This window comes from Bacillus sp. UMB0893 (assembly GCF_002858905.1).
GTDB lineage: Bacteria > Bacillota > Bacilli > Bacillales > Bacillaceae > Bacillus_P.
The window spans coordinates 105035-118478 of sequence record NZ_PKLB01000008.1; the positions used below are offsets into that span (position 1 = coordinate 105035).

Genomic DNA, 13444 nt, shown 5'->3' on the forward strand with positions numbered 1-13444 from the left:
ATGGATCTTCAACAATAAGATAACCCCTAATAAGAGGGTGTCCCAAAAGGTTAGTTCTTGGGCACCCTTTTTTCCATAATGGATATATACAGGGAGAAACTAAATATGTTGAGAATTAAAAGTTCAAATAAAAATCTTTCCTTTGAGGAAATTCAACAATTTGAAAATAAAATTGGTGTTAAATTAATGAACCTGGAGGATTTGCTAATAAACAAAAAGAGGAGATACTGAAATGACAATAAACGATACAATTTTCGGTGAACTCGAGTATGAATATGGTTGGTCTAAGGATACCACAATTAAATTTTTTGGAAAAGAAACGAATATAGCTTTGATGATAGATGGTGAAGAAGATGGCTATTTTGAGGAAGGTCAATATACAGCATATCAATCATTAATGCAAAAGTGGGAAGAGTTGCAATTAAGTATTTTGCAACCCATTTTAGACTAATACAATCAAAAGAGACATGAACTAGGTTATGATATTGAAGTAAACGAAAATTATCCACTAGTTGAAACAACAGATCAAATACTAGAAATGATAAATTTAGATGGAATAGTTGTTACATATGCGGGTATTTATGAAGGTCGAGATATGGGAATTATATTTAATTGTATATGGGATACAGAAAACGGATTAGGACTTCGTCTATTAAATGAAAAAGTAACTGAAGTAGGTTACCAGGATATTGCAATTTAATTATTGCTATTTGCTAGGAATACACATATAAGAGTATAAATGACTGTTTTATTTTGAAAGTTAACGAAAAAAACAGCAGAGATGGATTCTAGAAATCTCTGCTGTTTTTTTATGCAAACAGAAAAATTACACGCGAAGTAGCTACAAACAAAACTCTCAGATGCCCAGTACATCCCAGCCGGAGCCATGGCCACTGCTGCCATGGTTCCTGTAGTGGGGTGGACAGGCCGAGCATTTAAAGGCGGCACCGACAACTCAAAACCTACAACGCCGCAGATTCCGGACTGGATGCCAATAAAACTTCTAAATCGTTTAGTACTCTGCATAAAGCAGAGATGGGCATCTACGGACTCGTCTCCGCTAACGATCTGGGAGAAGCTGTGTTAGGAAAAGACATGTTCAGCAACCAGCTTTCTGAAGAACAGCGCAACCAGAGTCTGTTCAATGCTTTTGCTATCTTGGGAGTTGCAGGAGCGGGGTATGGTATTGATCGATTGGCCTCAAGAAAAGTACCAACTACGAAGCCGCCATACAGCAACAATTACGTGAAGGATAAACTGGCAATAGCACAGCAAACGTTAAAGTCTACTGGAAGCCGGTTTGGAGACTTTCAAGTGCCGGTTAAAGTTCGTGTGGATGAAATGGCGACCAATATGGGAATTGGTGTAAAGCAGATAAATGTGGAGACGAAGTCGGTTCGGGATGTTATGCAGATGGCTTCTTCTGTTAAAATAAGAGGTAAGGGTTCGGGGAAAGTTCTTGACTCTGTACCATCAGTAAGAAATGGAGAATTTCGAAATTGGTTTAATTCATTAACTATCGAAGAATTTGATAAAGTATGGGCAAACCCTATGTTAAGAGAGTCAATTAAAGATCGATTGCGTCACCCTGGTGGAATGCACGAATGGCACTTAGTTTCCCGCGCAGATACTTTTAAACATTGGGGTGTATCTGCCGAACAAATTACAGAAATGAGAACAGTTATTAGTGAAACTAAATTTGTAAATCCAAACGGTAAACACGGTGGTAAAGGTTCAACTAAAGCACACAATGAACTTTTACAAATAATAGATACATCTGCAGACTACGATATGTTTAAAAGACGCTTACAGAATTGGGCAGACTATCGATTCGAGGGTGGATCTGAAGCTTTGCCGGATGGTTTAAAACCAATTAGGAGGTAGCTTATGCAAAAAGAAGGTTTTGTATCATTATGGGTAGGTAAAATTAAATCCTCTAAGGAATTAGATAATCTACTAAAAATTTCTTATACAGAGGATGGAGATTTTATTCCATCTAAGTTTGCTCATAGTTTTGATATTGAAAGATATGATGATGCTACACGTGAAGCGGAATTTTATGATGATGCTGATAATTCACTTAGTGGATTATTAGAAGATTTTTCTTATGAAGATATAATTATTCCAAAGTTTTCATTATTGTGTGGAGAACATTTGAATAGTAATTATAATCTTGTCATTCTTTTATACAATTTTAAGTATGAAGGGGTGAAAAAGAAAACGAATGTTGATACAAGTGAGCTGGAGTTTTTAGGTTCAGTAGAATACATGTAATGAAATTAGAAACCCTGTGGTATTTAACCTTCCAATGTTTTGCGCTAGGCAGAGCTTTGAACTAGTGGATGAAAGTTCCTGACACGCCGTAGTGGTTGAAGTTATAGCTGACAGGTATTGCATTTTCCGTAAGAAAATGTGCGAAGGACTTGAAGACAATCCCGGAACAGGCGACATAGGACGACGCAAAAGCCTATAAAAACAGTAAAATCTACGAAATGAAAAAAGACATCGAGAACAGTTCCAAAGAAAACCTCGCCTTCAAGAACGAACAAGCAGAAGCAAGAAAACAAGCAAAAATTGCCCAGGAACTTGAAAACCGCCCATGGTACGAAAAAGCCTGGGATACCACCAAAACCTTCACCAGTGAAGTATCCGCCTATTACGACTGCAAACGGACAACAGAAGGCGTCGTCCCCGTCATTTTTTGGAATGAAGAGGATTTATCTTCAGATGAAGTTGTTAAGATTGCCTTAGCGTATAAAGAAGAAAAATAATTGCTTTTAGAACATGTATTAGTAGAACCTTGAATGGCTATGTGCCTTTCAAGGTTATTTCTTTTTAAGAAAAAATCAGTATTATTTCGTAGGCCTATTCGGCCAGCTGCTTGGTGGCAAAGGGGGATTTGGTGCGAAAGCCAGACGAGCCATTTTTGTTCAATCAGACTAAAAATTAGCTTAATAGTTCACCCGAATTAGCAAGTAAACTTGGTATGGAGTCTGTTAAAAAAGTGCAAGTGATATAAAGGTATACCGATAAAAATAAATTAACATGGCATGAAATAAATGATGTTAAAACAATGCAACTTGTAATAAATATGTTCAAGTAAAATTTTCCACATATCCATTGACACTTTCCAAAAAATATAGTATAAATAAATTAACAATTAACAACTTGTTAATTAAAAACGAATTAAGGAGCCAGTTATTTATGTCAAACGATGAAGCTCTTAAGAAATACGATATAAAAAAATATCGGACTCCTGATGGATACACGTCAGATATTTGTGTGTTTACGATTGTGTCTGAAAGCGACGGGGAGTATAAGCCGCCATTGATGGATTTGAAGCTGATGCTGATCCAGCGTGCAGCGCTTGATGCAGAGGGGAATCCAAACATTGAGGCCAGCAAGTGGGCGGTACCAGGCGGATTTGTTCAGGATGATGAATCAGCGTTTGAAGCGGCTAAGCGGGAATTAGAAGAGGAAACGAGTGTTTCCGGGGTTCATGTGAAACACTTTGGTGTGTATGATAAGCCGGGGCGCGATCCGCGGGGCTGGATTATCTCGAATGCTCATTATGCGATTGTTCCAGAGCATTCGCTGTCCCTGAGAAAAGCTCAGGATGATGCTGCAGAGGTAGATCTTTTTTCAATCAACGATGTTCTGAATCTGGATCTTGCGTTTGATCACAGAGAAATCATTGAAGATGCCATTAAAATGATTACGAATGATCTTTTGCAGACGACAGTTGCTAAGAATTTTCTTCCGGAATACTTTACATACTCGGAGCTGCAGGCAGTGCTGAAAACGGTGACGGATGATCCTGCCATTGCAAGTGACCAATCTTTTTCAAGGAAAATTAAGACCCTTCCATTTATCAGGGAGGCAGAAGGAAAGACATCGCGCACGTCAAAAAAACCGACTCAGCTTTATACGTTTGTTGAGATGGATGTTGTCAAACCGATCTATACGGCACGTTACTAGATTTGATAATTAACAATTCATTAAGTGTTAAATACTAAAGGGGAGTGGACATTTATGAAAAGAGCGTTAATTAACATAGACTATACGGTGGATTTTGTAGCGGATAATGGGGCGTTAACTTGCGGAAAGCCTGGCCAGGAGATTGAGGCTGATATCGTGAGTTTGACGGAGTCTTTCATTAAAGCCGGCGATTTTGTTGTTTTTGCGATTGATCTGCATTTTGAAAAGGATGAATTCCATCCGGAGAATGCTTTGTTTCCTCCTCACAATATTGAAGGAACAGCTGGACGGAAGCTTTTTGGCAAACTTGAAGACGTTTATGAGCAAAATAAAGAGAAAAATAATGTACAATGGATGGATAAAACAAGATACAGTGCGTTTGCGGGTACGGATTTGGAATTAAAACTTCGTGCACGAGGCATCACAGAAATCCATTTAATCGGGGTTTGTACGGATATTTGTGTGCTGCATACGGCAGTTGACGGTTTTAATAAAGGCTTTAAAATGGTTGTTCATGAAAAAGCTGTGGCAAGCTTCAATCCTGATGGCCACGCATGGGCGCTTTCACATTTTAAAAATAGCTTGAATGCACGAGTTGAATAGACAGATGGAGGTTCCTTTGATGAGTACAATATATACAGATGATAGCCTGACGCTGCACACTGACTTATACCAAATTAACATGGCCGAAACGTACTGGGAAGATAAGATGCATAAAAGAAAAGCTGTGTTTGAAGTTTTTTTCAGAAAGCTTCCATTCAGTAATGGATATGGGGTTTTTGCAGGCTTGGAGCGCATTGTCGAGTACTTGCAGAGTTTTTCTTTTTCCGAAAGTGACCTCAAATATTTACGGGACGAATTGGGATATAAAGAAGATTATTTGGAGTATTTAAAAGAGGTTCGCTTTACTGGAACCGTGCGATCCATGGTTGAAGGCGAGCTTGTTTTTGCCAATGAACCGATCTTAAGGGTTGAAGCACCGCTTGCTGAGGCACAGTTGATTGAAACGGCTTTGCTTAACATTGTGAACTATCAAACATTGATTGCGACCAAAGCTTCCCGCATCAAGCATGTGGTTGGAGAGCAAAGTGCGATGGAGTTTGGAACGCGCAGAGCTCACGAAATGGATGCAGCAGTATGGGGCACGAGAGCTGCATATATCGGAGGATTTGACGCAACATCAAATGTACGTGCGGGCAAAATGTTCGGTATTCCAGTTTCAGGCACACATGCTCATGCATTGGTACAAGCTTATCGTGATGAATATACGGCATTTCACAAATACGCGCGCCGTCATAAAGACTGTGTTTTTCTTGTTGATACGTATGACACGCTAAGATCTGGGGTGCCGATTGCAATTAAAGTAGCGAAGGAACTTGGAGATAAAATTAATTTCAAAGGAATTCGTTTAGACAGCGGAGATTTGGCTTATCTTTCGAAAAAAGCAAGAAAGATGCTGGATGAAGCTGGATTCAAGGACACGCAAATTATCGCTTCCAATGATCTGGATGAAAATACAATCATAAACCTTAAATCCCAAGGAGCTGAAATTGATTCTTGGGGAATTGGGACAAAGCTGATTACGGCATATGATCAAGCTGCTCTTGGCGCTGTTTACAAATTGGTAGCCATTGAAAATGAAAAAGGGGAAATGGCGGATACGATTAAAATCAGCGGCAATCCGGAAAAAGTAACTACGCCGGGTATTAAAAAGGTATACAGAATCATCAATTCTCTCAATAAAAAATCAGAGGGCGATTATATTGCGCTCGAGGACGAAAATCCTCAGGCGGAGGAACGCTTAAAGATGTTCCATCCCATTCATACCTTCGTCAGCAAATTTGTGACGAATTTTGAAGCGAAGGAACTGCACCGGGATATTTTTGTAGATGGGAAATTGGTTTATAAACTTCCTGAGCTCCAGGAGATTCAAGACTATGCCGCTCAAAATATGGATGTTCTATGGGATGAGTACAAACGGACCATGCATCCTGAGGAGTATCCGGTCGATTTAAGCGAGCGCTGCTGGGAGAACAAGATGCGAAACATCGAAGAAGTTCAATCAAAGGTTAAGAATATGATTGAACAGGGAAAGAAGTAACTAGAGGACGATGGGAGAGAAGAGCAAGTGGGGAAGATAGGGATTTACGGTTCGTCTTTTGATCCAATTACGAATGTGCATTTATGGACGGCAAGTACGGTTGCGCACCGCTGCAATTTAGATAAAATCATTTTTCTTCCATGTTCAAATAAACGGAAAGATAAAGTGATGAAAACATCTGATCTGCACCGCTGGAATATGCTTGAGCTTGCACTTCAGGGAAATGACAAGTTTTTGGCTGATGATTATGAAATTAAGCAGGAAGCCTGGAATGTATATACGTATTACACGCTGGAGCACTTTAAAAAGAAATACCCGAATGATGAAATATACTTTATTATGGGTGCAGATCTGCTTGTTGATATTGCAGACGGCAAGTGGAAATACGATAAAGAACTGATCTCTGGCAATAAGTTTATTGTTATGGCAAGAGAGGGCATTGATATGCTCCGGACGATTTCCCGTTCGCCAATTCTGCGAAATCATGATGATGGAACAACCTTTCATTTGATCGATAAGGGGCTGGCGATGGAGATCAGCTCTACATACATCAGAGATGAATTTTCAAAAGGCGGAGAACCGCGTTATCTATTGCCGAATGCTTGTTATGATTACATTAAAAAACATTCTTTATATCAATAGGAGGTATTTCTGATGAGCATGCAAGAGAAAATCATGAGTGACCTAAATGTTAAACCTGAAATTGATCCGAAGGCTGAAATAAGAGAACGCATTGAGTTCTTAAAAGACTATGTGAAAAAAACGGGTTCTAAGGGGTTTGTCCTTGGAATCAGCGGCGGTCAGGATTCTACTTTAGCTGGACGTCTTGCGCAGCTTGCCGTTGAAGAATTGCGCAGTGAAGGTAAAAGCGATGCGAAGTTTATTGCCGTCCGTCTTCCACACGGTGTTCAGCATGATGAAGATGATGCCCAGCTTGCATTGAAGTTTATCAAGCCTGACCGTTCCATCACCTTTGACATTAAATCGACAGTTGACTCTTTTGAAAAGCAGTATTCAGAAGCAGCTCAGGATCAGTTAAGTGATTTTAACAAAGGGAATGTAAAAGCGAGAACACGCATGATCACGCAATATGCCATTGCAGGACAAGAGGGTTTATTGGTAATCGGAACAGATCACGCTGCAGAAGCTGTCACCGGTTTCTTTACAAAGTATGGTGACGGCGGAGCTGATTTGCTGCCGCTTGCAGGTTTGACGAAGCGTCAGGGCAGAAGCGTGCTGAAGGAGCTTGGAGCAGAGGAAAGACTGTATTTGAAAGTTCCGACAGCCGATTTGCTTGATGCAAAGCCGCAGCAAGCCGATGAGACTGAGCTTGGGATTACTTATGATGAGTTAGACGACTACCTGGAGGGAAAATCAGTGTCAGAAGAAGTCGCTTCCAAAGTTGAAAAGCGCTATATGATGACAGAGCATAAACGTCAATTGCCAGCCAGTAAATTTGATGGCTGGTGGAAATAATCTCTAAGTGCAGTTTAAAAGAATCAATCCTATTAAAGGATTGGTTCTTTTTTTGTACGATCAGAATTTATATGTTTGCGCCTTCGAAAAGCGCGCCAATTAAATTGAAAAGATCACGAATTCATTCAAAATAACTGATATTGCAGATACTATAACATGCTTACTCGGATAATAAGATGGAAAACATAAGATTCCGGGTTGCTGCCAAGCATGAAAAAAAGCGTTTTCCCCCATGGGATGTGATCAAATAGCCAAGTGCAGCCAGGAATAGGCCAATCGGGTTAGATTTTAATTGAAATGAACAGCAAATCCCGGATGTAGGCAGCTTTACTTTCCAAAATGCCTCTTTTACTAGCGAAAACCAGAAAAATACTTTCCCTTTTAAACGCAATACTTTCTTTTTTCCAGCTGTCCCCTAAGAGGCGGCGAATCAGATCCAGTTTACTTCTTCAATCTATGGCTCACAGCTTCCAAAATAAAGAGCTTCTCTTGAACAGACAGCATTCTCCAGCTTCCAGCTTTGATTTTCATAGAAGTATTCTCCTTTCCTCAATTTATTTATTTGATCCATCCCAATTTTATCTTTGTTAGTACGTTTATTCCGCAATTAATCTTAATTGAAACCACACAATATTCTGCAAATAACGGGTTTGACTTTGTCCGGAATTGTAAAAGGAATGAATGAAGCGACTTCATTCTATCCAATTGGACAAGCTTTTCACTCTGACTTATCGAATGCTGAAGAACAATTCTGCGGAAAAATAGAAAAAAGACCTAAATTTCTTCCTGAGAATTTAGGTCTTTTCCATGTTTTTTATAATTTAAAAGAACTTTTTAAAGAAACAATTCTATTAAATACTGCTTTTTCCGCAGTTGTCGTTTTCGGATCTACATTAAAATATCCGTGTCTGAAGAACTGAAATTTATTTTGAGATTTAACATCTTTCATATTAGGTTCCACAAAACCTTGAACGACTTCAAGAGATTGTTCGTTCACATAATCAAGGAATGTTTTTTCTTCATCTGCTTCTAAAGTTGCTTCCGCTTCAACGTCAGCATCTAGGATTAGCGGCTGATATAAACGGAATTCTGCAGGAACGGCATGTTTTGCATCTACCCAGTGAATCGTGCCTTTCACTTTTCTGCCTGTGAAGCCTGATCCGCTCTTTGTTTCAGGATCATATGTGCAGCGGAGTTCAATGACTTCGCCGTTTTCATTCTTGATGACTTCTTCACATTTGATAAAGTAAGCATGTTTTAAACGTACTTCATTGCCAGGGAAAAGGCGGAAATATTTCTTTGGCGGATCTTCCATGAAATCATCCTGCTCGATGTAAATCTCTCTTCCGAATGGGATTTGACGTGTCCCCATTTCAGGAACCTCAGGATTGATTTCCGCATCAAGCATTTCCACTTGATCTTCTGGATAATTCGTGATGACGACTTTAAGCGGTTTAAGCACACCCATAGTCCGGGGAGCTTTTAGTTTAAGGTCTTCTCTTGCAAAGTGCTCAAGCATCGCTTCGTCAACTGCTCCATACCCTTTTGAAACTCCAGTTTCACGGACAAAGTTACGGATGGCATCAGATGTATATCCCTTTCTTCTCAGACCGGAAACTGTTGGCATGCGCGGATCATCCCAGCCGTCTACAAAACCTTCCTCAACCAATTTCTTCAGCTTGCGCTTACTCATAACTGTGTTCGTGATATTTAAGCGGCCAAATTCTATTTGCTGCGGTTTGCTTTCCATTTCACATTCTTCAACAACCCAGTTATAAAGTGGACGGTGATCTTCAAACTCAGTTGTACAGATGGAATGAGTCACACCTTCAATCGCATCTTCAAGCGGATGTGCAAAATCATACATTGGATAAATGCACCAAGTATCTCCTGTATTGTGGTGTATCGTGTGAGATACACGGTAAATAATAGGGTCACGAAGGTTCAAGTTTGGTGAAGTCATGTCGATTTTAGCACGCAGTACCTTGCTGCCTGTTTCAAATTCACCCTTGCGCATTTTATCAAAGAGCTCAAGGTTTTCTTCTGCTGAGCGATTGCGGTACGGGCTTTCTTTTCCAGGCTGAGTTAATGTCCCGCGGTATTCACGGATTTCATCAGCTGTTAAATCATCTACATACGCCTTGCCTTTTTTGATTAAAAGAACAGCCCGATTGTACATTTCTTCAAAGTAGTTTGATGCAAAATGAAGTTCGTCCCATTCATAGCCAAGCCATTTTACATCTTCTTTAATAGAATCTACAAATTCCTGATCCTCTTTTAAAGGGTTCGTGTCATCAAATCGTAAATTGGTTCTGCCGCCAAAGTCGTCGGCAAGTTCAAAGTTGATTAAGATTGATTTTGCATGGCCGATATGGAGGTAGCCATTTGGCTCAGGAGGGAATCGTGTGATAACCGTCGAATGTTTTCCGCTCTCCATGTCTTCCTTAATTATGTTTTTTATAAAGTTTGACGAGTTATTTTCCAATCTTTATCGTCCTTTCTTCTATGTAAACTTCATTATGTCCATAAATCATAAGTTCATTTTACAATTATAAGTTTACCGGGCCATTTATTCAAATGAATTCAGTTCTAAATCTTCCGTGAACAAAAAGGACAAAAAGGAAATAAAGGTTTTTATGCTCTTTACGTGATTAAACTATATTTTTTCAGAATCCTCTGTAAAATTAAGAAAACGCTTACAAAGGGGGATTTATATGTTTGGATTAAAAAAAATTTCCATGGTTGTGTGTGCTGGAGCACTGGCTTTTAGCTTGGGAGCCTGCAGCAATGAAGAAAAAGCTGCATCAGACGGGACAGGCTATCCTTCAAAGGCTTTAACGGTTGTCGCTCCATCGGGGGCTGGAGGCGGCTGGGATTTAACCGCTCGTTCTTATGTAAAGGTGTTAAGCGAAACAAAGCTTGTTGATCAGCCATTAACGGTTGAAAACAAGCCAGGCGGAGGCGGAGCCGTTTTCATGGCTGAATATGCAACACAGGATGTTCAGAATAATGACCGATTATTTGTGAATTCTCCGCCGGTTATTATTAATAACCTGAAAAAAGAAGGAAACAGTCCATACGGTTATAAAAATACAACGCCTCTTGCCCAATTGACGAAAGACTACGGTGCAATTGTTGTGAAGGCAGATTCTAAATATACGGATTTGCAATCCTTATTGGATGATGTGAAAAAGGATCCAGGCAAGCTTACATTTGCCGGCGGGTCTGCTCCCGGTTCAATGGATCATCTTATCTCTATTCTTCCTGCCTATGCAGATGGAGTGGATCCGACAAAGTTAAAGTATGTTTCTTATGATGGAGGCGGAGAGGCGATTACTGCCCTGCTTGGAAACAATGCAGATGTGATTGGAACAGACGTATCCAGCGTGAAGGAGTTTTTAAAGGCTGGAAAGGTGAGAGTATTGGCGACGACAGCCACTGAGAGACTTCAAGGCGAGCTAAAGGATATTCCGACTGCAAAAGAACAGGGAGTTGAAGCAGAGTTCACTATTTGGCGCGGAGTATTTGGACCAGAAAAAATGTCTGATGAAGCATATAAATATTGGCAGAAGACAATCAAAGATTTAGTTGAAACGGATGAATGGAAAAAAGAAGTCGAAGCACAAGGCTGGGAAATGGAATATAAGAACGGGGAAGAATTTAAAACGTTTTTAGCAGAGCAGGAAAAACAAGTTCAGACTATTCTTGAAGCTGTTGGAATGGCGAAATAGAAAGGCTTTTTTCGTGATTGAAATCTTAATGCGAAAAACAACAATCTTTTCGAATAGCCAATAATAAAGGTGAAAAAGGAGGCAGCTCCTTTTTCACCTTTTGAAAGGATGATCCAGATGTCAATCAAGTTTGACAGAGCGGCAGCCATCTTGTTTTTAACTGTTGGAGCCCTTTTCATGTACGGCAGTATGCAAATCGCCGAAACATCATACGGAAGTGTGGTTGGTCCTAATATCTTTCCTTTTTTTCTGGGGGCTGTTCTGTTCCTGCTAAGTCTCCGGTTATTTTATGAAACCTTTCACTATCAAAAAAAATACGGGAAAAAGGAACCTTTGCAAGTTAAGGTGTTCGTCATTATTTTTCTTGCAACATTATTATATATTGCTGCACTTGAAACAATCGGTTATGTGATTACGACCTTTGTCTTTTTACTAGTATGCTTTCAGGCTATGGAACGGGGAAATTGGCTGAAATCCATTATGATTTCTGCTTGTTTTTCAGGAGGAATCTATTATTTGTTTGTAGTGGTTCTGAAAGGGACGCTGCCCAGCTTTCCAGTCTGGTTTTAGATTCATTTAAGGGGGATGCAGAATGGAAACTCTGGAATATCTGCTTCAAGGCTTTCAGTCAGCTTTAATTTGGTACAACATTCTTTTTGCTTTCGCAGGTGTCCTGATTGGAACAGCTGTTGGGGTTTTGCCTGGAATAGGCCCTATGAGCGGTGTGGCCCTTTTAATCCCGGTTACTGCTTCAATGACAGGAGGATTGCCTCCGGAACAGGCCGCAACAAGTGCCATCATTCTGCTGGCAGGTGTTTATTACGGAGCCATGTACGGGGGTTCCACAACCTCTATTCTTTTAAATACACCAGGTGAATCGTCATCTGTTGTCACAACCCTTGACGGGTATCAAATGGCGAAGAAAGGAAGAGCGGGGAGTGCTCTATCCATAGCTGCAATTGGATCTTTTTTTGCCGGAATCGTAACGCTTATTGCTCTCATTTTACTAGCAAAGCCTTTATCTAATGTTGCGATTAAATTTGGCCCGGCTGAATATTTTTCACTGATGCTCCTTGGTATAGCCGCAGTCAGCAGTTTAGCAGGTAAGTCTGTGACAAAGGCCCTTATCATGACGATAGCAGGCTTATTGCTTGCTACAATCGGGGTTGACAATGTTTCGGGGGTTGCCAGGTTCACATTCGATTTCCCATGGCTTTATCAGGGCATAGAATTTTTAACAATAGCGGTTGGCTTGTTTGCTTTAGGCGAAGTGTTCAAGACGATCCTTGAAAAAGAAGAGGAAGATGCCGAAATTGCCAAAATAAAAAATATTCTTCCTTCAAAAGAAGAACTGAAAGAATCGGCAGGTCCCATTGCACGAGGTTCATTCTTGGGATTTTTCATCGGGATTCTGCCAGGTGCAGGAGCAACGCTTGCTTCCTTTTTTTCTTACATTATGGAAAAGAAAATCAGCAAGGATCCTTCAAAGTTCGGAAAAGGTGCAATTGCAGGAGTTGCTGCACCTGAATCAGCCAATAACGCCGCTTCTGGCGGTGCGATGATTCCGTTATTGACACTGGGCATACCTGGGTCAGGAACAACTGCCATTTTAATGGGGGCTTTCATGATGTATAACATACAGCCGGGTCCGCTTTTATTTGAGGACCACCCTCAGGTAGCTTGGGGTTTGATTGCAAGTATGTTCATCGGCAACATCATGCTTCTTGTTCTAAATATGCCGCTCGTCAAGGTTTTTGCTAAAATCATACAAACGCCAAAAAAATATTTGATTCCGCTCATTATCGCGATTTCGATCTTCGGCGTTTATGCTGTCCAGGTTTCTGTTTATGACTTATTGCTGCTTCTTGCATGCGGAATCCTTGGCTACTTTTTAACCAAAAATGATTATCCAATAGCTCCTCTTGTTTTAGGATTGGTTTTAGGGCCGATGATTGAAAACAATATGAGAAGGGCGCTGACGATTTCAAATGGAGACTACAGCATTTTCTTTACGCGGACTCTTTCCGTTACCTTCTTAATCCTTACAGCTTTGTGGCTGATCGTACCTGTCTTAATGAAAAAAAGCGGGAAAAATGTCGTAATCAACGTTGAAGGTTAAAAAACTCCTTTTTATAAAGGGGTTTTTTTACTATGATGG

At 40.2% G+C, this 13444-nt stretch carries 12 protein-coding genes and 2 pseudogenes; 13 read left to right on the top strand and 1 reads right to left on the bottom strand.

The annotated features are described in order from the left end of the window. Positions 1–232: 232 nt before the first annotated feature. The 10 genes and pseudogenes from CYJ36_RS17790 (at position 233) to nadE (ending at position 7555) form a co-directional block, all read left to right on the top strand. A pseudogene (locus CYJ36_RS17790) lies at positions 233–700 on the top strand (DUF6985 domain-containing protein). Between the two features lie 335 nt (positions 701–1035). Next, positions 1036–1884, top strand: coding sequence for a hypothetical protein (locus CYJ36_RS24115; protein ID WP_219621120.1), 849 nt, complete (start codon positions 1036–1038; stop codon positions 1882–1884). A gap of 3 nt (positions 1885–1887) precedes the next feature. Next, entirely contained in the window at positions 1888–2274 is a 387-nt protein-coding gene (locus CYJ36_RS17805) for an immunity 22 family protein (protein ID WP_101568606.1), read from the top strand. 218 nt (positions 2275–2492) lie between these two features. Next, positions 2493–2771 carry a hypothetical protein gene (locus tag CYJ36_RS17810; protein WP_101568607.1) on the top strand — a complete coding sequence of 93 codons (279 nt, stop codon included), beginning with the start codon at positions 2493–2495 and terminating at the stop codon, positions 2769–2771. 106 nt (positions 2772–2877) lie between these two features. Beyond that, positions 2878–3085, top strand: a pseudogene (locus CYJ36_RS17815) (HNH endonuclease); the annotation flags it as partial. A gap of 119 nt (positions 3086–3204) precedes the next feature. Continuing rightward, positions 3205–3978 carry an NUDIX hydrolase gene (locus CYJ36_RS17820; protein WP_101568608.1) on the top strand — a complete coding sequence of 258 codons (774 nt, stop codon included), beginning with the start codon at positions 3205–3207 and terminating at the stop codon, positions 3976–3978. A gap of 54 nt (positions 3979–4032) precedes the next feature. Next, on the top strand, positions 4033–4581 hold the full coding sequence (locus tag CYJ36_RS17825) for a cysteine hydrolase family protein (RefSeq protein ID WP_101568609.1): 549 nt from the start codon (positions 4033–4035) through the stop codon (positions 4579–4581). Positions 4582–4600: 19 nt separating this feature from the next. Beyond that, complete coding sequence (locus CYJ36_RS17830) at positions 4601–6079, top strand: nicotinate phosphoribosyltransferase (RefSeq protein WP_101568610.1); 1479 nt, start codon at positions 4601–4603, stop codon at positions 6077–6079. Positions 6080–6106: 27 nt separating this feature from the next. Continuing rightward, positions 6107–6721, top strand: coding sequence for a nicotinate (nicotinamide) nucleotide adenylyltransferase (gene nadD, locus CYJ36_RS17835; protein ID WP_101568611.1), 615 nt, complete (start codon positions 6107–6109; stop codon positions 6719–6721). Between the two features lie 12 nt (positions 6722–6733). Then, positions 6734–7555: an ammonia-dependent NAD(+) synthetase gene (nadE, locus tag CYJ36_RS17840; RefSeq protein WP_101568612.1), complete on the top strand. Its 822-nt coding sequence runs from the start codon at positions 6734–6736 to the stop codon at positions 7553–7555. 814 nt (positions 7556–8369) lie between these two features. Here the strand turns inward: nadE and CYJ36_RS17850 are convergent. Beyond that, on the bottom strand, positions 8370–10040 hold the full coding sequence (locus CYJ36_RS17850) for a glutamine--tRNA ligase/YqeY domain fusion protein (RefSeq protein ID WP_101568614.1): 1671 nt from the start codon (positions 10038–10040) through the stop codon (positions 8370–8372). Positions 10041–10269: 229 nt separating this feature from the next. Between CYJ36_RS17850 and CYJ36_RS17855 the strand changes: the two genes are divergently transcribed. From CYJ36_RS17855 to CYJ36_RS17865, 3 genes are all read left to right on the top strand, one after another. Next, a complete protein-coding gene (locus tag CYJ36_RS17855) occupies positions 10270–11286 on the top strand; it encodes a Bug family tripartite tricarboxylate transporter substrate binding protein (RefSeq protein ID WP_101568615.1) in 1017 nt (338 codons plus the stop codon). A 117-nt stretch (positions 11287–11403) separates the two neighbouring features. Next, positions 11404–11856: a tripartite tricarboxylate transporter TctB family protein gene (locus CYJ36_RS17860; protein WP_101568755.1), complete on the top strand. Its 453-nt coding sequence runs from the start codon at positions 11404–11406 to the stop codon at positions 11854–11856. Between the two features lie 22 nt (positions 11857–11878). Then, positions 11879–13405, top strand: coding sequence for a tripartite tricarboxylate transporter permease (locus tag CYJ36_RS17865; protein ID WP_101568616.1), 1527 nt, complete (start codon positions 11879–11881; stop codon positions 13403–13405). Positions 13406–13444: the final 39 nt, after the last annotated feature.

Bases quoted from the DNA above. Each gene is read 5' to 3' on its own strand.
- CYJ36_RS17825 (WP_101568609.1), top strand. From the start codon at position 4,033: ATGAAAAGAGCGTTAATTAACATAGACTATACGGTGGATTTTGTAGCG.
- CYJ36_RS17810 (WP_101568607.1), top strand. From the start codon at position 2,493: ATGAAAAAAGACATCGAGAACAGTTCCAAAGAAAACCTCGCCTTCAAG.
- CYJ36_RS17865 (WP_101568616.1), top strand. From the start codon at position 11,879: ATGGAAACTCTGGAATATCTGCTTCAAGGCTTTCAGTCAGCTTTAATT.
- CYJ36_RS17805 (WP_101568606.1), top strand. From the start codon at position 1,888: ATGCAAAAAGAAGGTTTTGTATCATTATGGGTAGGTAAAATTAAATCC.
- CYJ36_RS17820 (WP_101568608.1), top strand. From the start codon at position 3,205: ATGTCAAACGATGAAGCTCTTAAGAAATACGATATAAAAAAATATCGG.
- nadE (WP_101568612.1), top strand. From the start codon at position 6,734: ATGAGCATGCAAGAGAAAATCATGAGTGACCTAAATGTTAAACCTGAA.
- CYJ36_RS17855 (WP_101568615.1), top strand. From the start codon at position 10,270: ATGTTTGGATTAAAAAAAATTTCCATGGTTGTGTGTGCTGGAGCACTG.
- CYJ36_RS17830 (WP_101568610.1), top strand. From the start codon at position 4,601: ATGAGTACAATATATACAGATGATAGCCTGACGCTGCACACTGACTTA.
- CYJ36_RS17860 (WP_101568755.1), top strand. From the start codon at position 11,404: ATGTCAATCAAGTTTGACAGAGCGGCAGCCATCTTGTTTTTAACTGTT.
- CYJ36_RS24115 (WP_219621120.1), top strand. From the start codon at position 1,036: ATGGGCATCTACGGACTCGTCTCCGCTAACGATCTGGGAGAAGCTGTG.